19 protein-coding genes and 1 riboswitch are annotated in these 24,269 nt (G+C 28.0%); of the genes, 18 read left to right on the plus strand and 1 reads right to left on the minus strand.

Annotated features, from left to right (window positions below):
- The first annotated feature begins 108 nt into the window (after nt 1–108).
- A riboswitch (cyclic di-GMP riboswitch) is annotated at nt 109–192 on the plus strand.
- A gap of 59 nt (nt 193–251) precedes the next feature.
- The 18 genes from P4S50_RS02900 (at nt 252) to P4S50_RS02985 (ending at nt 22,859) form a co-directional block, all read left to right on the plus strand.
- A complete protein-coding gene (locus P4S50_RS02900; protein WP_277733004.1) occupies nt 252–641 on the plus strand; it encodes a competence type IV pilus major pilin ComGC in 390 nt (129 codons plus the stop codon).
- A gap of 68 nt (nt 642–709) precedes the next feature.
- Nucleotides 710–1,456, plus strand: a complete 747-nt coding sequence (locus P4S50_RS02905; protein ID WP_277733005.1) for a prepilin peptidase — start codon at nt 710–712, stop codon at nt 1,454–1,456.
- 18 nt (nt 1,457–1,474) lie between these two features.
- Nucleotides 1,475–2,533: a type IV pilus assembly protein PilM gene (gene pilM, locus P4S50_RS02910; protein ID WP_277733006.1), complete on the plus strand. Its 1,059-nt coding sequence runs from the start codon at nt 1,475–1,477 to the stop codon at nt 2,531–2,533.
- Nucleotides 2,534–2,543: 10 nt separating this feature from the next.
- Nucleotides 2,544–3,104, plus strand: coding sequence for a PilN domain-containing protein (locus tag P4S50_RS02915; protein ID WP_277733007.1), 561 nt, complete (start codon nt 2,544–2,546; stop codon nt 3,102–3,104).
- Nucleotides 3,104–4,342, plus strand: coding sequence for a hypothetical protein (locus tag P4S50_RS02920; RefSeq protein WP_277733008.1), 1,239 nt, complete (start codon nt 3,104–3,106; stop codon nt 4,340–4,342). Before P4S50_RS02915 ends, P4S50_RS02920 begins: the two co-directional genes overlap by 1 nt.
- A complete protein-coding gene (locus P4S50_RS02925) occupies nt 4,339–4,707 on the plus strand; it encodes a PilW family protein (protein WP_277733009.1) in 369 nt (122 codons plus the stop codon). The genes P4S50_RS02920 and P4S50_RS02925 overlap by 4 nt, the downstream gene beginning before the upstream one ends.
- An 11-nt stretch (nt 4,708–4,718) precedes the next feature.
- Nucleotides 4,719–6,956 carry a pilus assembly PilX family protein gene (locus P4S50_RS02930; RefSeq protein WP_277733010.1) on the plus strand — a complete coding sequence of 746 codons (2,238 nt, stop codon included), beginning with the start codon at nt 4,719–4,721 and terminating at the stop codon, nt 6,954–6,956.
- A gap of 14 nt (nt 6,957–6,970) precedes the next feature.
- Nucleotides 6,971–7,462: a PilW family protein gene (locus tag P4S50_RS02935; RefSeq protein WP_277733011.1), complete on the plus strand. Its 492-nt coding sequence runs from the start codon at nt 6,971–6,973 to the stop codon at nt 7,460–7,462.
- 30 nt (nt 7,463–7,492) lie between these two features.
- Entirely contained in the window at nt 7,493–12,214 is a 4,722-nt protein-coding gene (locus P4S50_RS02940) for an SdrD B-like domain-containing protein (protein ID WP_277733012.1), read from the plus strand.
- Nucleotides 12,215–12,645: 431 nt separating this feature from the next.
- On the plus strand, nt 12,646–13,728 hold the full coding sequence (locus tag P4S50_RS02945; RefSeq protein WP_277733013.1) for a YecA family protein: 1,083 nt from the start codon (nt 12,646–12,648) through the stop codon (nt 13,726–13,728).
- A 133-nt stretch (nt 13,729–13,861) separates the two neighbouring features.
- Nucleotides 13,862–14,239: a hypothetical protein gene (locus P4S50_RS02950; RefSeq protein ID WP_277733014.1), complete on the plus strand. Its 378-nt coding sequence runs from the start codon at nt 13,862–13,864 to the stop codon at nt 14,237–14,239.
- An 87-nt stretch (nt 14,240–14,326) separates the two neighbouring features.
- Entirely contained in the window at nt 14,327–16,309 is a 1,983-nt protein-coding gene (locus P4S50_RS02955) for a methyl-accepting chemotaxis protein (RefSeq protein ID WP_277733015.1), read from the plus strand.
- Between the two features lie 119 nt (nt 16,310–16,428).
- On the plus strand, nt 16,429–16,755 hold the full coding sequence (locus tag P4S50_RS02960) for a hypothetical protein (protein WP_277733016.1): 327 nt from the start codon (nt 16,429–16,431) through the stop codon (nt 16,753–16,755).
- 62 nt (nt 16,756–16,817) lie between these two features.
- A complete protein-coding gene (locus P4S50_RS02965; protein WP_277733017.1) occupies nt 16,818–16,994 on the plus strand; it encodes an aspartyl-phosphate phosphatase Spo0E family protein in 177 nt (58 codons plus the stop codon).
- 135 nt (nt 16,995–17,129) lie between these two features.
- Complete coding sequence (locus P4S50_RS02970) at nt 17,130–18,734, plus strand: NAD(P)/FAD-dependent oxidoreductase (protein ID WP_277733018.1); 1,605 nt, start codon at nt 17,130–17,132, stop codon at nt 18,732–18,734.
- A gap of 118 nt (nt 18,735–18,852) precedes the next feature.
- The gene (locus P4S50_RS02975; RefSeq protein ID WP_277733019.1) at nt 18,853–20,481 is read left to right on the plus strand and encodes a Na/Pi cotransporter family protein; all 1,629 of its coding nucleotides are present in this window, start codon (nt 18,853–18,855) and stop codon (nt 20,479–20,481) included.
- Between the two features lie 99 nt (nt 20,482–20,580).
- A complete protein-coding gene (locus P4S50_RS02980) occupies nt 20,581–21,414 on the plus strand; it encodes a carbon-nitrogen hydrolase family protein (RefSeq protein ID WP_277733020.1) in 834 nt (277 codons plus the stop codon).
- Between the two features lie 92 nt (nt 21,415–21,506).
- Nucleotides 21,507–22,859: a glucose-6-phosphate isomerase gene (locus tag P4S50_RS02985; protein WP_277733021.1), complete on the plus strand. Its 1,353-nt coding sequence runs from the start codon at nt 21,507–21,509 to the stop codon at nt 22,857–22,859.
- Nucleotides 22,860–22,933: 74 nt separating this feature from the next.
- Here the strand turns inward: P4S50_RS02985 and P4S50_RS02990 are convergent, their stop codons facing one another.
- Nucleotides 22,934–24,265 (minus strand): IS3 family transposase, encoded by a 1,332-nt coding sequence (locus P4S50_RS02990; RefSeq protein ID WP_277730718.1) that lies wholly within the window; start codon nt 24,263–24,265, stop codon nt 22,934–22,936.
- Nucleotides 24,266–24,269: the final 4 nt, after the last annotated feature.

Consider the following 24,269-nt stretch of genomic DNA (forward strand, 5'->3'; position numbering starts at 1 on the left):
ATAAATATCTATTTAAAAGTTGTTCAAAAAATGAATAATTATTAGTTTCTTGGGTATGAAATTTAGTATATATTTAAGAAACTTAATCGTTAGATTTTTAAAATGAAAAATTATATAGGGAACTGTGAAGTATCTTCTGTATTTGGGCACCTGGAAGATGTGGAGTTAGTGGTGCAACCGACCGCCAAGTATTAAGCAAGTATGTTTGTTTAAATAGTTGGCTTTTATTATATTTGAAAGGAGGTGAAATTATGTTAAGAAATATTCAAAAGAAATTAAAGAATAAAAAAGGATTTACGTTAGTTGAATTAATTATAGTTTTAGCTATATTAGGAATAATAGCAGCTATTGCAGTTCCAAGATTTACTGGAATACAAGCAGATGCTAAGGAAAAAGCTGATAGAGCAACAGCTTCAATGATAGGAAAATCAGCTGAACTTTATTGTATTCAAAAGGAAGTAGATGATGTAGAAATAAAAGATCTTGTGGATAAGGGATATTTAGACAAAACACCTAAGGCTCAAAGTAGTGATAAGGATTTTGTTTTAGATGTGAAAACTGGCAAAGCTGAAGTTACATTAGATGGTAAAACTCTTTATGGTGGGGAAGAAACCGCTAAAAAGGAAGACCCTAAAGAATAAATATAAAATTGCATAAGTGATTAGCCCATGGCTAATCACTTCCTACATATTTTTCAAAGGAGAAACATATGAAATTAATAATTTTAACCCTAGGCCTTCTCATAGGCTCATTCCTAAATGTATGTATACATAGAATACCAAACGGTAAATCAATTTCATTTCCACCATCTCATTGTCCAAAATGTAATACTAATCTAAAACCTATTGATTTAATCCCAGTAATAAGCTTTATTTGGACAAGAGGTAAATGTAGATATTGTAGTCAAAAAATATCTATGAGATATCCTTTAGTCGAGATATTAAATGCATTAATCTATTTAATATTATATCTAAAATTTAGTATAACCATCTTATTCGTAAAATATGCAATTCTTGCAAGTATTCTTATAGTTATAAGCTTTATAGATTATGATCATCAGATTATACCAGATGAAATTATAGTATTTGGAATGCTATTAAGTTTTATTATACATATAGTACATAATTTTAAAGGGGATTCTTTGAATGGGTTAATCGGACTACTTATTGGTGGAGGATTGTTTTTGATTATTGCACTAATAACTAACGCTATGGGTGGAGGAGATATTAAGCTCATGGGAATGTTAGGTTTTAGTTTAGGATATAAATATATTCTTTTGATAACGTTATTATCTTTTATTATAGGGGCAGTAGTTTCATTGATATTAATATTTCTTAAAATAAAAAGTAGAAAAGATTTCATTCCATTTGGACCTTTTATAGCCATGGCAGCTTTTGTAACAATCTACTATGGAGATGAGATCATAAATTGGTATATACTCAAAATAATAAGCTAGATTAATGGGGGGAATAACTTGTTTAATAACAAAGTTTTGTCTATAGATATAGGTAATAAAAATATAAAAATAGTATTAGGAAAACAAAATAAAAATAATGTATCGGTAGAAAAGGCAATTGTCATAGAAACTCCTCCTAACTCGTATAGAGATGGAAACGTATGGGACATACAAGGTTTGAAGTCAGTTATAAACAAATACATAAAAAGTGAAAAAATAAAAACTAAAAAAACAATTTGTACAGTTCAGAGTACATCAATCATCAATAGAGAAATAAAACTACCTCTTGCAAAAAAAGAAGAAGAAATGAACACAATGGTAAGATTTGAAATAGAGCAGTATTTGCCGATTATGTTTGATGATTATGTAATAGAATATAAAATTCTAGAAACTTTTATTGAAGAAGGTATTAAAAAAGGAAGAATAACTGTTGCTGCACTTCCTAAAACAATAGCAGAAGATTATTTGAAATTAATAAAAGAATTAAGTTTAACTCCTGTAGCTTTAGATATGAATTCAAATGCAGTATCTAAATTATATGAATCTAAGGTTACTATTAATGATGAAAACTCCAGTTTGGATAAAACTGTTGCTGTTATAGATATAGGACATACTCAGATGAATTTAAATATGATTTCTAATGGGGTAGTAGAATTTAGTCGAGTTATACCTGTTGGAAGTAATGAAATAGATACAAATATTGCGAATATGCTTAATGTATCGTTAGAAGAAGCTGAAAAGAGAAAAATAGAAAATTCTAATTTAAATCATGAAAAGGGTCTTATTTCATTAGAAATGTTAAATGACATAGTAAAAGATACTGTAAATAATTACATGGAAGAAATTAGAAGGATATTCAGATATTATAAAAATATAAAAAGAGAAAACACAATAGATGAAATATACTTACATGGTGCAGGTTCAGAAATTAAAGGGTTAGAAGATTACCTGAAAAAAGAATTAGATATTTCAGTTGTGAAAATAGAAAAAATGTCTAATGTAAAGCTCGGTAAAGAAACACAAGATATAAAACTAAATCAATATTTAAATTGCATAGGTTCAATTATACGAAAGTAGGTAGAGCGTTATGAGAGATTTTAACTTTTTTTCACCATATATAAATGAAAATAAAAAATCAAAAAATAATAATATATTAATAATTTTAAGTATAACTATATTAATTATATCTATGGTTGGATTTACAATATATACAAATAGTAAAATTACAAAGCTAGAAAAAGAAAAAGCAAAGTATGAAGAATATTTAAATTCAGAAAAAGTAGTTAAAGAGTTAGCAAAAGTGAATAAGAAAAAAGAAAAAATAGAAATTATGAAAAAATATTATAATGAGGTAAGTGATATTAATATAGAAATGAATAAAGCAGATAAAATTAATACTATTTTAATGGATAGAATATCTTCAAAACTACCTACAAATTTATTTTTAAGGTATATGAAGATAGATGGAATAAATATAAGTATTCAGGGAGTAGCAATGAATAGAACATCTATAGGAGAACTTGAATATAACTTGAAGCAATTAAATATATTTGAGTCTGTACATATATCTAATATAAGTAAAGAATCAGATGAATCTGAGAATTTCACATTTGCCTTAAAGTGCACCTTGAAAGGCGGTGAAATGTAGTGAAATTAAGTACAAGAGAAAAAATAATGCTAATAGTACTAGGATTGATTCTTATTATAGGAGGATATTATAAATTTATATTAAGTCCACAGCTTACAAAGCTTGATAATATGAAGCAAGACGTAATAGACAAAAAAGCTGAGGTAGAAAGAGTTAAAGTAGAAATAACTGAGAATAGCCCAGTGTATAAAGAATTTAAAATTATAAATGCTAAAATAAAGTCTATGACAAAACCTTTATTTCCAAGTATAAATCAAGAAAAAATAATAGTGATTTTAGATGATATGCTTGAAAAATCAAAGATAGAAGGGCAATCAATTAGCTTTTCAGACATAGATGTTAATGTAATTGATGTAAAGAAAGAAGAAGAAAAAGATAAAGATTATTTGATAAAAGATTTATCCGAAGAATATAAAGGGAAGAAAAAAGTAAAGAAAGATGAAACAAATAATGATGAACAAAAAGATCCAGAGGAAAATACAAATGAAATTGAAAAAATGACGGCAACAATTAGTTATAAGGGAAAATATAAAGATTTAATTGTTTTTTTACAACAAATAGAAACATATGATAAAAAGATACTTGTAAATAATATTTCAATATCTAAATCTAAACAAAACAATATAGATGAAGAAGGAATTGTAACCGATAATAATAGTATAACAGGAAGTATTGCATTAGACTTTTACGCCGCTGCTAAGATTCATGAACAAGATGAAGAGTATTTAAAGTGGGATTTTGACAATGGATATGGAAAAGGTGACCCGTTTGTTCCTTTTAGTGGGTATTCTGAATATAATGAAAATGATATAGTTGTGAATAATGATTTTATTATGACTGTAAAGCCTATATCTTCCGATTTACCTACTGTGATAATGGGAAGAGCTATGGATAAGTTAGGTAGAAGCTATGTGTACGCAGATAATCGAAATTTTGAAAATGTAGAATTTCAAATAGTTCAAGTTGATAAAAAATATTATTACAAATATAAAACTCAAGGAGAAGCTTATCCTAAAGACTATGAAAATGATATGATTCAGTTTGATCCACATGGAACTACTGTAAATCTTAATATTATAAGTAATAAAAGAAATAGTGATGAAGATAATAGTGGAGTAAATTTATCTTTAATAAATAAAACAAACCTAAAACTGAATGTAAAAGTTGATTATGAAGATGTTAAAAATCCTAGAGTAAAGGTAGTTAATAAGCTTGGGAATGTTAAGGTGATAAAATGATAAAGAGCAATAAAGGATTAACACTTGTAGAACTTATAGTTAGTTTAGCGATACTGGGAATTATTATTGCGCCTCTGTCATCTTTTTTCGTAAATACAGTAAAAGTAAACAAAGACTCAGAAAATCAAATGATTGCAAATCAATTAGCACAAAAGTATATGGAACAGCTAAAATTCTCAGATAGTATAGAACTTACAGATGAAGGTGAACAAGAAGTAAAAGATAATAATTATCCAAACTTTAAAATAACAAAGAAAGTACAAGAGTATGGAACAAATAAGAAACTTGTCAAAATCACAGTAAAAGTTGAAAAGAAAAATAGTAAGAGTAAAGTTGAATTAGTAGGATTGAGAAAAATAGATTAGGGGTAGATATTATGATAAAAAGAACTTTAAATAATAAAAAAGGGTCTACCTTGATAATGGTATTAATGTCACTTTCAGTACTTAGTATTTTAGGAACAGCTATACTATCTGCAAGTGTAATGAATTTTAAAATGAAAAAAATAGATATGAAATCAAAACAGTCGTTCTATTTAGCTGAATCAGGACTTGAAGAAGCCTATGTTGTTATAGAAGATGTAGTAAATGAAGGTGTTACGGAAGGTAGAAAAAGAGTAGATGAAAAATTGAAGGAAATAGAAGATCTTGTTAGAAAAATAAGTAAAGTTCAAGAAAAAGATATAAGTGCAGAAGCGTATAAAAAAGAAGTAGATGATTTATATGAACAAATTAAAGCAATAAGCACACATGTAAATAAAGATGGAAGTATAAACGATGAAGAAGAATTTAAAAATGATATGCAAGTTTGGTTTGCACAAGGATATGAGGATGAAGCAGGAATAAAACAACAAGGTTACAAAGCTTATATAGATAAACATCTTGTGGGTGAACTGAGAAATGAAGCAAATATTCATATGTCTTCTGTAGATATAAAGGATTATAGTAAATACAGTGATGGATTTAATACATTTGAACTTATTTTAGAATCTAGTGCTATTAAAGATAAGATTGAAAAAAGAGTTGAAAGTAAATTTTCTATTGAAATACCTGATTATTATATTGATTATTCAAATAAAAAAATTGAAGAATTTACGGAAAATGTACTTTGGACAAAAGCTTTATTATCAGATAAAGATATAAAAGTAAAAGGAGAAAAAGTAGAAGTAAAAGGTGATATATATGCATATGGAAATAAAGACAACTCTAACATTAAAACTAAAGGAATTATAGTAGGATATGGAGATGCTTCAGGAAGTTTAAATGTAAATGGAAAAGTAATAACGGGATCGTATTTTCAAACGGGAAAAGATAATTCTACTATAAATGTTGTAAATAATGGAGAAGTATTTTGTAATAGTTTATCAATTCCCGATGGGAATACAGGCTCTAATATAAATATAAAAGGCGATGTAAATACATATGATGATATAGAATTAAATGGATCAAATGCAAATATATATATTGATGGTAGTTACTATGGATTTAATGATGGAAGTAAGGAAAATACAAAGCATGATAAAAGTAGTGGTATAGTTATAAATAATGACAGTATAGGCAGTGACGATTCTACTATTGAGATAACAGGAGAAGGAAAAGGTAAATGGTATGCTCCACAATATAAAGGAACATTCATAGCAGGAACTTCATATATAGAGCTTGGAGATGATCCAACTGAAAAAAAATACTATCAAACTGGAGAAAGTGTATCTGTAAAAGGAAATTATAAAGCTTATTCAGATGTATATTATGATAATGAGGTATATGAAAATCTTAAAAAAAAGTATGATTCAAATTTACAATCTGATGATGTCAAATTTGATTATTTTTCACCATTGATTTTAATGGATAGAGTAGATAGTAAATCTGACCCTTTATATAAACAAAGAAAAAAATATCTTATGGCTGTAAGTGAAGCAAAAATAGATGATAATATATTAAATGTTGGTAATGGAAAAATAAATATCAAAGATGTTAAATACAGCATTGGTGCATATATAGATGATGGAAATATTAAAGATGGTGGAGTTTCAATTGATTATGATAAACTGTTTAAAAAAAATCAAAAAGAATATGATTTTTATGTAAATGCCATGGGAGATCCTCAAGTAGACATAGATGAAATTTTAAAAAATGAGGAAAATCATACTTTTTCTAAAATAAATATAAGTAACATGTTAAATTTTAAAACTATAAATACAGATGATAAGGAAGATAAAAATAAAGATACTGAAAAAAAAGATTATAGAGAAATAATTTATATCAATTCAAATACAGGTTATACATTGGAAGGTAAAGGTGGAAAGATAAAAGGAATAATAATAACAGGTGGAGATGTTCATATATCAGGAGATGTTGATTTTGAAGGAACTATAATTACACAAGGAAATATCTATATAGAAGGTAATAAATCCAAGAAATTCAGTAATGATTATGGAAGAAATAAATTAAATAGCTATATATTAAATAAATTATCTCAAAATGAAGAATTAAAAAATTTATTTAAAAAAACAGGGAATAAAAAAATAAAGGTTTTATGTAATTTGAAAGAAAGTGAAGGTCAAGTTTCGCTATCTAAATTTATAAAAGTTAGTGAATGGAAAAAGACAAAATAAAGAAAGGTCGTAAAATGAAATATATTTTGAAAAATAAAAAAGGATTTACATTAATAGAATTACTAATTGTTTTAGCTATAACTTCAATAGTAATTGGAGCAATAAATTTATTTTTTTTATCAAACTATAAGACATTCTTTAGAGCAGATGATCAAATAACAGTACAGCATCAAGTGCAAAAGGCTATAAATGAAATTGTAGATAGAGTAAGAGAAACAGAAAAGGTATTACAAGATCCAGTTGATAAACCTTCTGAATATATAATTGAATTTAAAACGGACTTGACTATAAAATATGATAAAACAAATAAAATAATAAGTTATAAAAAAGGAACAGAATCAGAAGTGGAATTAGCAGAAAATATCGAAAAATTTGAAATACGTCCTATTCCCAGTGAGTCAGATTATATAGATTGCAAAGGTATTGAAATTAAAATCAAAGCAAAAAAGAATGGCTCTGAAGTTGAGATTATAGATGAAGTTTATTTTAGAAATTTCAAAAAATAATAATGAAATAATTGAAAAGGAGGGAGCTAGATGAAAAAAAGCTTTAAAAAATTAGTGAGTTTGTTTACTGGTATTCTTATGGTATTCAATATGATTGTTTTTACTCCTATGAATGTATCAGCACAAAATATAAATAATAATGGAAATTGGAACTCAAAATATCATTATGGATGGTCGAATACAAGTAATATCGAAAGTATAGTAAAGGAGAATATAACAAATATATCAAATCCTTCAATTGGAGTAACAACTGAAGCAGATTATACTGTACGAGTAGGGGATATAGATGATTTTGGACTTGGGTGGAACTATACTCCAAACAATTTTTTTGAGGAATATAGATTGAACAATGGAAGAAGAGAAAGATGGACTACAATAAATCCATTCAGTGGAGAAAGTACATCAGCTCATTATTGGGGAAGCGGAAATGATCCATATGATAACTTCAAATGGGATGAGATTAATAAATATGAACCTAATGGATTAGATGCAATAATAACCGTATCTAGTTATGAAAAAGAACAAAATGTATCAGGAATAGGAGCAGATGGATACTCAAATAGACAAATAAGGATACCTCAGTATCCTGGTATAGAAAGAGCACCAAAAATAACTCCGAAAGATGAAAAAGGTATCATTAATATTAATCATAATATAAAGAATATTAAGGATCAAAATAATAATTTTGAAGTTAAAGCAGCTAAATTACAAATGTTTGTTGATGATTTTCAACCAAAGGCGGGAGGAGCAACTGCTGGAGGTGCTACTTATCAAGTTAAATTTATAGCTGATGATAAAACAGAAACGAGAATACCAGAGTTTGAGGAATTAATAAATCATCTTAATCAAACGGGGCCAGTTGGGAAACTAATAACTTTTGAAATGCCTTCTAAATACTATGATTTATTAGAAAACAATAATAATTTACATATAAGTATTGATGATCCTACAACTGGAGCTGGAGATGGTTATGCTATAGATTTTGTTAAGCTGTTAATAAATCCTAAGGATCTTATGCATGAAGGAACAATAAAGGGAAAAATAACTGATATTAAAACAAATCAACCTATTGGAAAAGCTTATGTTGAGGTTAATGGGAAATGGAGAATATATACTGATGAACAAGGGAATTATAAAATACCAAATGTTACATCAGGCTTAGCAAGTGTGAAAGCTTATAAAGCCGGAGCGTATATAGGAAAAACAAAAACTATTGATGTAGTAGATAATCAAGAAAGTATTTTAAATTTTCAATTAGAGCCTTTCAGTAGTTTAGACAATTCTATAGAAGTAGACAAAACAATTAGTAATAATTTAGGTCAAGAGAGGCAAGAAGAATATGAGATTGATTTAGAAGTAAAGAATAAAAATATTGAAAATAATAAAATTCTAGATAACGATTCAACAGAAAACAATAATGGTAGTACATCATCTAGTTCAAATAAAATAAGTGGATACGTATGGTATGATGGAAAAGAAAAAGGAAATGGAAAAGGAAATGGAAAAATAGAACCAAATGAAGAAGGTATTAACGGTGTAACGGTTAAATTATATGATAGTCAAAACAATTGTATAATGACAACAAAAACAAAAAATTATTCAGAGGGAAGCAAAGGATATTATTTATTTGAAGGATTAAGATGGTCGGGGTATAGAGTGAAAGTTGAATTACCAGAAGGTTATAAATTTACTATACCAGGAAAGGGTAATGGCGGTGGTGTCTATGAGAGAATATCAAAAGCTGATCCACAAACAGGAATGACAGACGTGATATATCCATATTCATCACTAACGAATATAGGGTTAATAGGTGGTAAGTATATAGAAAATGTAGAAGAAAGTATAACTGTTAGTGACTTTGTAATAGAAGATGAAGTTTCTGATAATTTTGATATAGTACCTAATTCTTTTAAAGTAACTCTGAATGGTAGAGATTATTCATCTAAGGTTGAGTTTATAAAAAAAGGAAATAAGTTAGTTTGGAAATTTGATGATATTGGTAATAAAGAAGATATTTTAACAGTAAGTTATAAAATCAAAAGACCTAATAAAGATGTAAAAACAGGAAGGTATCCAACAAGTACAAAGCCTTCTACGATAACTTATACATTAACAGATGGTCAATCTATCTATAAGAATAAAAAAGAGTTTCCACAAGTTGAAGCAGAACTTAAAAATAATTTAAAAGCACCATTAACATTGACTAAAAGTATAGATAAAGATAAGTATGAGGTAAATGAAGAAATAACAATTAATTATAAGATTCAACCAGAGCCAATACCAGCGGAAAATATTATACCAGAATCTTACTTAAAGAATAAAGAAATTGTCTTGGTGATGGACACATCAGGAAGTATGAATGAATATATAGATTACAATGATGAATTAAATGAGGATCAATCTATATTTGAAGAAAAATATGCTCCTAGGAATTTAAAAGGAGAATTGAGAAGAAATGGTAGGAATTATTATTATGAAATAAACTTTGATGAACCTGCTGTTGAGAATGAAAATGATCTAGAGTATTTAACATTTTATACTGATAAGGAAACAGATGAGTTAGAAAAATACTTGGAAAATTTAGTATGGTATGATTATGAAAATCCTTATGGAGATAGTATATGGGGTCTTCAAGCTTTATTTAAGGCACATTGTAATACATATAATAATGGGAAAAGGATTTTACAGCTTAGTTATTATAAAGATCTTGATGGAAATAGATTTAATCGTAATAAATCGTATAATTTATATGTAGCAACAATTGCAAATCCAAGAACAAGCAATGCTAAAGTTATAGGGTTATCGAAGACAGGAGATGAAATTAATAGTCAAGGAAGAAAGAAAAAAATAGATGTTATGAAAGATGTTTCTAAAAACTTTATCGAAAAGTTTAAAAAAGACGAAAAAACTAAAATTGCATTAGTTCCTTACGAAAGTTACGCAAAAGATGTTACTTTTAATGGTTATAATTTTGCAAACTTATCAAATTCTAATCAGTATGAAGCTTTTGTCAATAAAATTAATAACTTAACCCCTTATGGAGGAACTAATATTGGAGACGGACTTAGAAAAGCATATTATAAATTTTCAAGTTCAGATGAGAATACACGTAAATATGTAATCTTAATGACTGATGGAGAGCCCACATTCCATAGTAGTAAAAATGGAAAATTTTATCTTGGAAATACAGGAAATTATCATTATAGTGGAGGTGGAGATCATTCCACTTATAATGACAGATTATATGCTAATAAAGTAGCGAAAGATTTAATATTAAATGGAGAGCATAAAATAGATTCTTTTATGATTGCTTTTAGTAATGATGCAGATAAAAATGAATTGAAAAACATAGCAAATAGTGCTAATGGTTATTATAAAGAGGCTGTAGATGGAAGTGCATTAGATGAAGTGTATCAAAAATTAGCTGAGCAAATACAAAGTGATTTGCCTATACATGGTATAAACTTTAAAGAAACATTTCCTCAAGAAATGAAAATTATAGATAAGTCAGATTGTCTACAAATTAATGGTCAAACTGTAAGTGGAGATATAGGAAGCATTTCATATAAATTAAATGAACAAACAAAACAATTTGAAGCTGAGCCATTCGATTTTTTTGTTAAGTTAAAAGCTACTAAAGCAGGGGAGTATAGTTGGGGTAAAGATAGTAACAATAATAGTACATCTTATATAGACTATAAAGATATTGATGGTAGTGATGGACATAAAAATTTCCCACAAATAAGTGTATCAATATGTGAAGAAGCAGATATAAAATCACCTATAGCATCAATAGTAACTATAACTTCAAATAATAAAAATAATACTTCGTTAGCAAAGGTAGGAGATACAATAACATTAATTATAGAAACTGATGAAGATATTAACAAACCAATAATAACAATAGCTGGAAAAGTTGCAAATATAGCAGGGATCGGATCAAATTGGACTGCAACCTATATTATGCAAAGGGATGATATAGAAGGAAGTGTAGATTTCACATTGAATTTTGTAGACAAGGCAGGAAACAAGGCTGAAGAAGTTACATCTACAACGGATAAAAGTATTGTGATATTTGATAAAACACCACCAGAGAAGCCAATAATAAAACCTTCTATATCAGGCGAAGATGTTAAAGTAACAATAACTTATCCAAATGATGGAGTGATTAGAAAATATAAAATAAATAATGACTTACATTGGACTGATTACAAGGGAGAAATAGTAGTTGGTAAAGAGGATATTGTATATGCAATATGTTATGATGAAGCAGGAAATGAGTCTGAAATAGCAGAGTTAGAATTAAATATTAGTTCTAATATTGTTAAACAAGGATTATTTGTAAATAATAATGCAGATGAATGTTTAAAAGGAAAAAATGAAGGTGATCATGTAGAGGTAGACGTTGTTAATACACTTAAACAATATATAGGAGTTAAAATTGAGATAAATAGTCCTAATCCAAATATAAATATTAGTGTAGATAAAAACAAAACTGAAAATACTACACTAAAGATATACGAAGTTAAGGGCAAAAGTCTAATACAAAAATCAAATGAAGAGTATACAAGTTATAAGGACATGAACACAGGCCTTAATAAATTCGACTTTGAAAAAGGTAAAATTTATATAGTTGTTTATAGTTATATACCTTTTGGAAATGCAGGAGAAACTGCAACAAATTCAGTTGAAGTTGATGGAACTGTTAAGAAACTAAAAATGAATATAAAACCTTTACCAATACTTGAATAGAAACTTTAAATGAAGAATAGAGAATAATCTTAACTATTTTCTATTCTCTTTTTCTGCATAAAGGTGAAGTTACAAATATTAAAAGGATATCACTATATATTTATAGAAATATATAGTAAGGAAATATTTAGAAAGGATCAAAATGAGTATTGAAAAGATAAATATCTTTTTTATAACGAATAGGAAATTATATTCCTTTTTAAGTTGTGGATAAATATAATTTTCGCTATGAGTTTCAAAAAAGTTTACATTGTAAGATTCTTCTAAAGATGAACTTTTTTATTGATAAGTTAATTTATAATATTATATTGAAATAGTACATATGAAAAAATATGAAGTGATTTTGTAGAATGTTTTGACAAACAATGATATAATACAATATTGTATCTTAATAAAAACAAATGAATAAAATGTGAGGGAGGAAACACAACTTGGTAGGAAGAAATGATTTATGTCCATGTAATAGTGGAAAAAAATATAAAAAATGTTGCTTAAATAAAGATAAAAAAAATTCTATGCTAAAACAAAAAGTTGATTTTTCACAAAAACACGATATAAGTATAACTAAAAAACTATATGCTTATTCTAGAAAAGATAAATTCTATGATGAATATATTAATGCACAACATAAATTCCATATAGTAGATGACAAAGAAATAAACTCTAAATTCAATTCATTCTTTAATACATACTATCTTCAAGATTACATAACTAGTGAGAATAAAACTATAGCTATATCATTCTTTGAAGAAAATAAAAATAAATTAAATATAATAGAAAAGAATATATTAAAAAGTAAATTGAAATCATACATAACTATATATAAAATCTTAAACATAGAAGAAGATAAAGCTATACTTAAAGATTTAATACTAGATAAAGAAACTTATATAGAAGATATAAATGTATTAAAAGATTTAAAAGTTGGAGAATTAATAATAGGTAGAATGGCTAATGTTGTAGAAGTTAACAAATTTATAGACACTGTACTATCTATATCTGAAAAAATTAAGGATGTTATAATAGCAGATATTAATAATATATACGAAAAGAATAAAGATGTTTATAAGGAGATGGAAACATTCCTAGTATACAATACAAATATATTCTACAAGTATATTCAACAACTAATAGATCCTAAAATAGGGACATATTTAAAAGAAAAGAAAGAAACTTCTAAGGCAAAAGTGAATAATGTTGAAAAACAAGAAGATACTAAAAAAGTAGATACTAAAGAAGTAGATAATTCACAAAAAGAGTGTGAAGTTAAAAATCTTATAACAGAAAATATAGAAGATGCTTATTTAGAAGTAGCTTTAACTATATGGGAAGAATATAAGAACAACAATGAAGTAAAGGGAACTGAAAATGGATGGGCTTCAGCAGTTGAATACCATACTAAAAAAGAAGATGGTGTAAATGTAACTCAAAGTGCTATAGCTAAAAAATACAAAGTAAGTCCAAGTACTTTAGGTAAAAGATATAAAGAAATAAAATCAATACACAAAATATAATATAGATTATATTATCAAGAAGAATTTATTCAGAAGCTTATAGTATTATAAACTTTAGCTTTCGGATAAACACTGTGATATAATACTCATATATGGTAATTGTTTTGATAAATATGTAGAAAGAGGGATAATAATGAGTCTGACTTTAGGAAAAGAAATAGCTGTTTCAACTAGTTATATAAAATCAAACCCTGCTGTACCTATTTATAGAGGAGAAGAAACATTTGAAAACTTATTTGGGATGATATATCACATGGAAATAGGCTTTTATGAAGGTGAAAATGAAAAAATAAAAGAATACATAATAGTAGATTTTAAGGATTATACTCTATCACAAGAAGACAAAAAAGCTTTACTTGAAAAGGCTAAAGAATACTGTGATTTAAAAGGAAAAGATTTAGAATCTAATACTGAAATATTCTTATTAGATAACGAAGAAGCAGAAAGCTTTGTAGAAAAATTATTTGATAATATGAAATTTATAAGAGGACTAACTACTAAAAGAGGTTAGTCCTCTTTTTTTATATGCAAAAATAACAGAATATTCAAAAATAAACAAAAATGGTATAATTATATTAATTAAAGGGGGGAGAGGTAAATGAACTTGAATAAGATAAGTGTAAGGTTGATTTCTGTTTCTGTATTATTAATATTACTTCCGATGATGTTAGTTGGATATTTTTCATATGATAAAGCAGCTCAAATAATAACTCAAAGTGAGTTAAGTAAGAGTGAGACTTCTATAAGACAATTGAATGGTAATCTAAACTTAGAAATAGAAAATAAGTATAAGATATTTCAAGGTCTTAATCAGGCAGTTAAAAGAACTTCTGATGAGGATGTATTAGAATTATTTGAAGAGTTTAGCCGAAATAATAAAGATATATTGATGGTCTATATAGGGAGACCTGACAAAGTCATGAAGACTTATCCTGATGTTGAGTTACCAGAAGGTTTTGATCCTACTAAAAGAGGATGGTATATAGATGCTATGTCTACTGATAACCCTGTGTGGTCAAAAACTTATGTAGATGCTGTTACAAGCAAAAATGTAATAACATTATCAGTGAAATTATATGATGATAATAAGAATGTAAAAGGAGTTTTGGCAGTAGATATATTACTTGATAGCATAGGAGAGTTGACAAAAGCTATAGATTTAGGAAAGGGAACAGATATTATAATAGGAGATCATGAAGGTAAAGTAGCATTTTATAAAGATGAGTCTAAAATTGGATTTGATTTAAAGGAAACACCATGGGGCAGTAAAATATATGAGGGTAAAAAGGGAAGTATAGAGTATGAATCAAAAGATGATAAAGAAATGCTTAAAGGAGAAAAATACATAACGTTTTATAACAATGATACAATAGGATGGCAGATAATAAATGTATTTGATAAACAAATAATGGAAAGCGAAACTCATTCTATTTATCAAATATCTTTAATAGTAGGGATATTAACAACCATAGTATCTATTATAATAAGTATATATATATCGTTTGGAATAACTAAACCGATAAATAAAATAGTAGAGACTATGAATGAAGTTGGAAAAGGGAATTTTACTATAAAAAATAAATTGAATACAAAGACTGAAATACAGTTAATATCTAAAGGTCTTAATAATATGATAGAAAAAATAAAAAATTTAATAATAAATGTTGAACATATGTCAAAGAGTACACATAGTATATCTACAGATTTGGTAGATATATCTTCAACAACTGCAATTTCTGTAAATGAAGTAGCTCAAGCTATAGATGAAATAGCAAGAGGAGCAACTTCTCAAGCTAGTGAAACAGAGGGATCACTAGCAAAGATTAAGGAACTTGGTGATTTTATAGGTAAAACATCTAATATTGCTGAAGATATGGCTGCTGATTCTGATAAAGTAAAAAATTTCAATGAAATGGGTATTCAGACTATAGTTTTATTAAAAAACAAAAATATAGATACATTAAATATAGTAAAAAGTATTGAACATCAGTTTAAAGAGCAACTGTCAAAATCTATGCAAATAAATAATATAAGTGAAACTATAACACAAATAGCAGAACAGACAAATTTATTAGCGTTGAATGCAACTATAGAGGCTGCTAGAGCAGGAGAACATGGTAGAGGATTTGCAGTTGTAGCTGATGAGGTTAGAAAATTATCAGAAGCTACTACACAACAAGTAAAAGAAATTGCAGAAATAGTAAATAATATTCAGATACAGACTAATGAGACAAGTAAGATTATGAATGATGCATCTTATATTATTGATGAGCAGAATGAAGTTGTAGAAAAAACAGAAAAACTATTTAAGGATATAGACTATATTACTTGTGAGATGATAGAAAAAACTATCAATATAAAAGAAATGTTGAATAATATAAATATAAGCAAGGTAGAATTTGTAGACTCTATGGAACGAATAGCATATGTAACTGAAGAAACGGCAGCATCTACTCAACAAGTGTCTGCATATGCAGAGCAACAAGTAATAGATACAGAAAAATTGAATAGTTTAGCCAAAAACCTTAATTCTAGTATTGATGATTTAACTAGCAATATAGAGGAATTTAAAATAAAATAAATATAAAATAAAAGTCGTGTTATTATTAGAAAATAATAACATGACTTTTTAATTATTTGCAAATAATATTATATGATATAATACATATAACATTTTATAATTAAGGAGGATCGAATAAAATGGATTTTATAGGAATAGAAGAAATACAACCTTATGAAAATATATATGAGTACAAAATATTTGAGTATGATGATGTAATAGAATTGGGAAATGAAGAAAAATTTATATGTGATCTTAAATTTATACAATTAAATATAAATCCTGTGTATAAGAACAAAGGTATTGACGAAACAGTAGGATATGCTGTCGTTGAAAACTTATGTGAAAATGTAAAAATATCGCATCAGCATATCGAAGAAAAGATAAAAAAGTTCATAATACAAGAAATTCCTTTAATAAACATAAAAGAATCGTCTATAAATGTAATTTTCAGTCTAAATAAATAAAATGAATGTTGTTGATTTTTACTTCATCATGGTGTAAATTTATAAAGGGGGGGCGGGGTTCTATGGAAAAAATGAATGATTTACAGATGAATATAGAAGTAATGAGAGAAAGACTGAATAAATTGATAGAAAATAACAATTTTAAACTTGTTAATAAAGAAATAATAGATTTAAGTCAGGAATTGGATATTTTATTAGATAATTATGTTAAATTGAAGAAGGATAGTATATTATCATGAAATGAACGAAGGCATGATATATTTAAATATAAAAATTGAAAGTCCTATTTATAAATATATGGATGGTATTTATAAATAGGACTTTCAATTTGGAAAATTTCAAATAATAAACCCACATGAGAAAGGATAATGAATATGATAAGAATATCGAATATAAAGATGGATATAGATGAGGATATAAAAAATATTAAAAAGAAAATATTAAAAAAACTAAGAATCAGGGAAGAAGAATTAATAGAATATACAATATTTAAAGAATCAATAGATGCTAGAAAAAGAGGAAAAATAAACTTTATATACACAGTAGATGTGAAAGTTAAAAAAGAAAATAGCATATTAAAAAAGATAAAGAGCAATGATGTGAGATTAAGTCCAGAATTAAAATATAAAGATGTAAAAATGGGAAATGAAGAACTAAAGGAAAGACCAGTTATAATAGGAATGGGACCTGCTGGATTGTTTGCTGCACTAATACTTGCTCAAAGAGGTTATAATCCTATAGTTTTAGAAAGAGGAATGGATGTTGATAAAAGAACTGAAGATGTAAATTTATTTTGGAACACAGGAAAAATAAATGAAGACTCTAACGTTCAATTTGGAGAAGGTGGAGCGGGTACTTTTTCAGATGGTAAACTTACTACTAGAATAAAAGATCTAAGATGTAGAAAGGTTCTTGAGGAACTAGTTACATCAGGAGCGCCAGATGAAATACTATACTCTCATAAACCTCATGTTGGAACTGATATATTAAAAGAAGTTGTAAAAAATATGAGACAAAGAATAATAGAACTTGGTGGAGAGGTTAGATTCAATTCAAAAGTTACAGATATTATAGTTGAAGACAAATCAATAGTTGGTGTTAAGGTAAATGATGAATATATAATAGATACTAGCATAAGTATACTAGCAATAGGACATAGTGCTAGAGATACTTATGAGGTCTTGAATAATAAAAATGTAAAAATAATTCAAAAGCCATTTGCTATAGGTGCAAGAATTGAACATCCTCAGTTAATGATAAATAAATCTCAGTATAAAGAATTTTATGATCATCCAAGACTTGGAGCAGCAGATTATAGACTTATTTATCATACGGAGAAAGGGAGAACTACATATACATTTTGTATGTGTCCTGGAGGAAGTGTTATAGCATCATCATCATCTAAGGGAGAGCTTGTTACAAATGGAATGAGTGAACATTCAAGAAATAAGGAAAATGCAAATAGTGCTCTTTTAGTAAATGTAGCTCCTGAAGATTTTGGAAGTGATCATCCGCTAGAAGGAGTTTACTTTCAACAAAAATATGAAAGGCTTGCATTTGAATTAGGAGGAAAAAATTATAAGGCACCAGTTCAATTAGTAGGTGATTTTTTAAATGATAGAGAATCTACTGAGATAAAGAGTGTAGAGCCTTCTTATAAGCCAGGATATACTCTTACTGATCTAAGAAAGTGTCTTCCTGATTTTGTAGTTGAAGCAATGAAAGAAGGTTTGCAGAATCTTGACAAAAAACTAGATGGATTTGCACTAAATGATGCTGTACTTACAGGCGTCGAAACGAGATCATCATCTCCTATAAGAATAGTAAGAGATGAACAAAACTTTGAATCTGTGAATGTATGCGGACTTTATCCTGTTGGAGAAGGGGCTGGATATGCTGGAGGAATAGTATCTGCTGCAGTTGATGGAATAAAAGCAGCGGAGAGTATAATAAGCAAATATCAAAAAAAGTTAATATAAACTTAACATTTTTAATATAAAATTAATATTTTTAACATTAATTTAACATTTCTCCTATCAAAATTTGATACAATTAGACAGTAAAAAACACAGATTACAAATTCAAGGAGGACTAATAATGGCTATAAATATAGCGCTAGGTATACTTGGTGGATTAGGTTTATTTTTGTATGGAATGAATTTAATGGGAGAGGGTCTTCAAAAAGCAGCTGGAGAGAAGTTAAAGAAAATAATAGAGATGTTAACTAGTAACAGATTTATGGGAGTACTAGTTGGTGTATTTGTTACCGCTATTATCCAAAGTAGTAGTGCAACTACTGTTATGGTAGTTGGATTTGTTAATGCTGGCATAATGCAATTAAGTCAAGCTATAGGTGTTATAATGGGGGCAAATATAGGTACTACTGTGACAGCACAGCTTGTATCATTTGAACTAACACAATTAGCACCTGCTGCAGTTGGTATAGGTATGGTAATATATTTATTTGCATCAAAAGAAAAAAGTAAGCAATTAGCTGAAATATTAATAGGTTTTGGTATATTGTTTATAGGTATGGACTTTATGAAGGACGCTGTGAAGCCTCTAAGAGAGTTTCCTGCTTTTAGAGAAATGTTAGTTGGATTTGGAAGTAACACATTTTTAGGAATTTTTATGGGATTTGCTATGACTGTTATACTTCAAAGTAGTAGTGCTGCTATGGGTATATTATTGGCACTATCATCAGAAGGATTATTACCATTGTCATCTGCACTTCCAATATTATATGGACAAAATATAGGAACGTGTGTAACTGCTATTTTATCTAGTATAGGAGCAACAAGAAATGCTAAAAGAGCAGCTATTGTACACTTAACTTTTAATGTATTAGGTACACTAATATTCGCAATTATATTAAGTAAGCCGACAATCGCACTTGTAACTAAAATGAATCAAACTGATGTAACAAGACAAATAGCAAATGTACATACATTATTCAACATTGTAAATGTTGTAATTTTATTCCCATTTGCTCCACTTATAGTTAAATTAGCTATGAAATTGTTACCTGAAACGGAAGATGAAAATAATGGTAGAGTAACTAAGTATTTAGATAGTAGAATACTAGAAACGCCTTCTATAGCACTTGCAAATACTATAAGAGAGTGTTTACATATGGGGAATATAACTAAAAAATCTTTAGAAAACGCTATGGATGGATTTTTTAACTGGTCAAAAGAAGAAGCTAAAAAAACATTTAAAAAAGAGAAAAAGATAAATGCGCTACAAAGAGAAATTATAGATTACTTAATTAAATTATCTAATAAAGCAATATCTGGAGAAAATAGAGAGATAGTAGACGGCCTATTTAATACTGTAAATGATATTGAAAGAGTAGGAGATCATGCAGACAATATTGCAGAATTAGTTGTTGATGGAATAGAAAAGGACATACCTTTTTCAAAAGAAGCTTTAGAAGAGCTTAGAACTATGTTTGATAAGGTTATGGAAGTTTATAAAAGTTCATTAAAATGTATGAAAACTAATGATATAGATTTAGCTTTTAAAGTAATAAAGATGGAAGAACAAATAGATATAATGGAAAAAACATGCAGAACAACACATATATATAGATTGAATAAAAGCTTATGTAATCCAGAAAGTGGTATAATGTTCTTGGAGATGATAAGTAACATGGAAAGAATAGGAGATCACTCGTCTAATATAGCAAGAGCTGTAATAGATGCTCAAACTGTAAAACAACATTAAGATAAATTAAGACCTCGTTATTAATAACGGGGTTTTTTATATTATAATTAATTATATACATAATAAATGCTTTATAGTTAAAAATAAGGGGGAGTTTATATGTGTAAAAACTTCAAAATTGCTTTATGTCAGACTATGGTAAAGGATGATAAGGTTTATAATTTAAAAAAAGCTTTAGAATTTATAGAAGAGGCAGCTGTTAATGGTGCAAATATTATTTCCTTAGGGGAGATGTTTATCTGTCCTTATAGAAATGATGTATTTAAAGAATATGCCGAAGAAGAAGAAGGAAGTATTACACTTAAAGCTATAGCAGAAATTGCTAAAAAATACAATGTGTATATTGTGGCAGGATCTATTCCTGAGAAAGATGGAGATAAATATTACAATACAGCATATGTTATAGGCAAAGACGGAAATATTATAACTAAACATAGAAAAATGCATTTATTTGATATAGACATAAAGGATGGAGTGTATATGAAGGAATCAGATACATTCTCTTATGGACAAAACATAACTATGTTTGATACAGAGTACTGTAAAGTAGGGGTTGCTATATGCTATGATATGAGATTTCCTGAAATATTTAGGATTATGGTTCAAAATGATGTTAAGCTCGTAATAGTTCCAGCTGCTTTTAATAATGTTACAGGACCTGCTCACTGGGATATTATAATAAGAAATAGGTCTGTAGATAATCAAATATATTTTGCTGCAGCAAGCCCAGCAAGAAATTATGATGAGACATATTTAGCTTACGGTCACAGTAGTGTTTGCAATCCATTTGGAGAAATTATAGGGCAATTAGATGAGAATGAAGATATATTGTATTGTGATATAGATTTAAACTATTTAGAGAAGGTAAGGACAGAATTGCCTCTTTTAAAACACAGAAGACTAGATATATATGGTATTAATACAAAAAAATAAAATAAAAAATATAAATTATATTAGAAATTTTTGTGAATTTAATATATAATTATAATGTAATTTGAATTATTATTTATGAAGGGAGTATCAATATGAACAAAATAAGTTTTGGTTATAATAATGCACTTGACTTTGTAAGACAAGAAGAAATTGATTTTATGCAGCCTAGTATAAAAATGGCTCATGATTTATTACACAGTAAAAAAGGACCTGGAAATGACTTTTTAGGATGGGTAGACCTTCCTAAGAATTACGATAAAGAAGAATTTGATAGAATAAAGAAGGCAGCAAATAGAATAAAAGAAAATTCAGATGTATTAATAGTAATAGGAATAGGTGGATCTTATTTAGGGGCTAGAGCTGCTATAGAGATGTTAGGTCATTCTTTTAGAAATAACTTAACGAAGAAAGATAGAGAATATCCTGAAATATACTTTATGGGTAATAATATAAGCTCTACATATATAATGGATTTGATGGATGTTATAAAGGATAAAGATATATCTGTAAATGTTATATCAAAATCTGGAACTACAACAGAGCCTGCTATAAGTTTTAGAATAATGAAAGAATACTTAGAAAATAAATATGGAAAAGAAGAAGCTAAAAAGAGAATATTTGCAACAACTGATGCTAAAAAAGGAGCATTAAGACAACTTGCACAAAATGAAGGATATGAAACTTTCGTAATTCCAGATGATGTTGGTGGGCGTTTTTCTGTATTAACAGCAGTAGGACTTTTACCAATAGCTACAGCTGGAATTAATATAGACGAAATCATGAAAGGTGCAAATGAGGCTAGTGTTGACTATGACAATGAAAACTTAGCAGATAATAATTGCTACCAATATGCTGCTGTTAGAAATGTTCTTCACAGAAAAGGAAAAAATATAGAGCTTATGGTAAATTATGAACCAGCACTTCACTTTATTGGTGAATGGTGGAAGCAGCTTTATGGAGAAAGTGAAGGAAAAGATCAAAAGGGTATATTCCCAGCTTCAGTTGACTTTTCAACTGACCTACATTCTATGGGACAATATGTACAAGATGGAAGACGAGATTTATTTGAGACAGTATTTAATGTAGAAACTCCAAAAAGAGAAGCTACTATAAAAGAAGATGATAAGGATTTAGATGGACTTAATTACTTATCAGGAAAGACTATAGATTTTGTAAATAAGAAGGCTTTTGAAGGAACTGTACTTGCTCATGTTGATGGAAATGTTCCTAACTTAGTGATAAACATACCTAAGCTTGATGAGTACAACTATGGATACTTAGTATACTTCTTTGAGAAAGCTTGTGCTGTAAGTGGATATATATTAGGTGTTAATCCTTTTGATCAGCCAGGAGTTGAAGCTTATAAAAGAAACATGTTTGCACTTTTAGGAAAGCCTGGATATGAAAAAGAAAAAGAAGAATTAGAAAAAAGATTAAATAAATAGAAATATATTTTTAAAATAAAAGGTGTAATATTAATTAAAATGGACCCTTTGTCAAGGACATTATAAAAAAAGGGTTAAGCTGCATTCAAAAGATGATTTCTAAATTGTTTAGGAGTCATCTTTTTTAATCCCCATTGACATCTATAATTATTATAGTAATCCATGTAATTATCAACTTTATTAATTACTTCTTCAAGTGTAGAACATGTTTTGAAATCTACTTCATCCTTCATATGACCAAAGAAGGATTCTTGAGGTGCATTATCCCAGCAGTTACCACGTCTAGACATGGATTGTCCTAGATTATGGCTTTTTAGTAATTTTTGGAATTTAGGGCTTGTATAGTGGACCCCTTGGTCAGAATGGATAAAAGCTTCATCATGTAAATCAGCTTTATGTGTATTAACTAATTTTTTAATTGTAATTGTAGCTATATCTAAAGTAATTCGATCAGATACATGATATGCTAGAATATCGTTACTAGAGCTATCTTTGATAGCTGATAAATATGCCATTTTATTTATCCCGTAAGGGATGTATGTGATATCAGTAAGTAGCACCTTGCCAGGAATACCCTGTTTGAAATTTCTCTGTAGCAGATTAGGTACTACTCTATGTTCTTTTGTCGCTTTGGCTATTCTTCTATACGGATTGGCTTTTCTTATAGGACATACTATACTGTATTTTCGCATAATCCTTTGGATTTTTTTTCTACTGTATATAATACCAAACTCATTTTCTAGTGTCATTTTAATTGATCTAGAACCTTTCTTATAACCTCTATAATTATAAGCCTTTAATATAATATCTCTAGCTTTTAAATCTTCATTCTCCCTTATAGTTCTAGAAGGTGCTGTCTTTAAATAATGATAATAACCTGAACGTGAAACCCCTAAAATTGAGCAGCAATAAGAAACTGTGCCTGAATAATCTTTTTTAGACACAGTCTTTAAAATTAACTCATATACTTCATTATTTGTTAGATTTACGCAGTTGTTTACCAGCCTCCTTTCTGTCACGTCGAGCTTTTTTAGCAATTCTAATTGTTCCTCAAGCAGTTTTATTTTAGCTTCTTGTTTGCTAATAATATCGTCCTTTGAAACTGGAGCATTACTTGGTCTGCCTGAATTCACTCTTCTAGTATCACTTAATCCTATAATTCCATCTTTCTTGTACGCTTTTATCCATCTGGCTGCCGCCTGTTCATAGCGCTTGACACCAAGTATTTCAACGTCAAATCCAGCATCAATGAAAATAGTTCGTGGTGTGCTTCCTCTTAAATACTCCTCAATAAACATTATTTTAAACTCGTCAGAGTATGTTATTGACTTCTCGCTAACGCGCTTTACATAAGGGTTCTTATTTAATCTTTCAATATTGTCTTTTGAAAATGTAATTTTACTCATACTA

Source organism: Tepidibacter hydrothermalis (assembly GCF_029542625.1).
In the GTDB taxonomy this organism is placed as follows: Bacteria; Bacillota; Clostridia; order Peptostreptococcales; family Peptostreptococcaceae; genus Tepidibacter_A; species Tepidibacter_A hydrothermalis.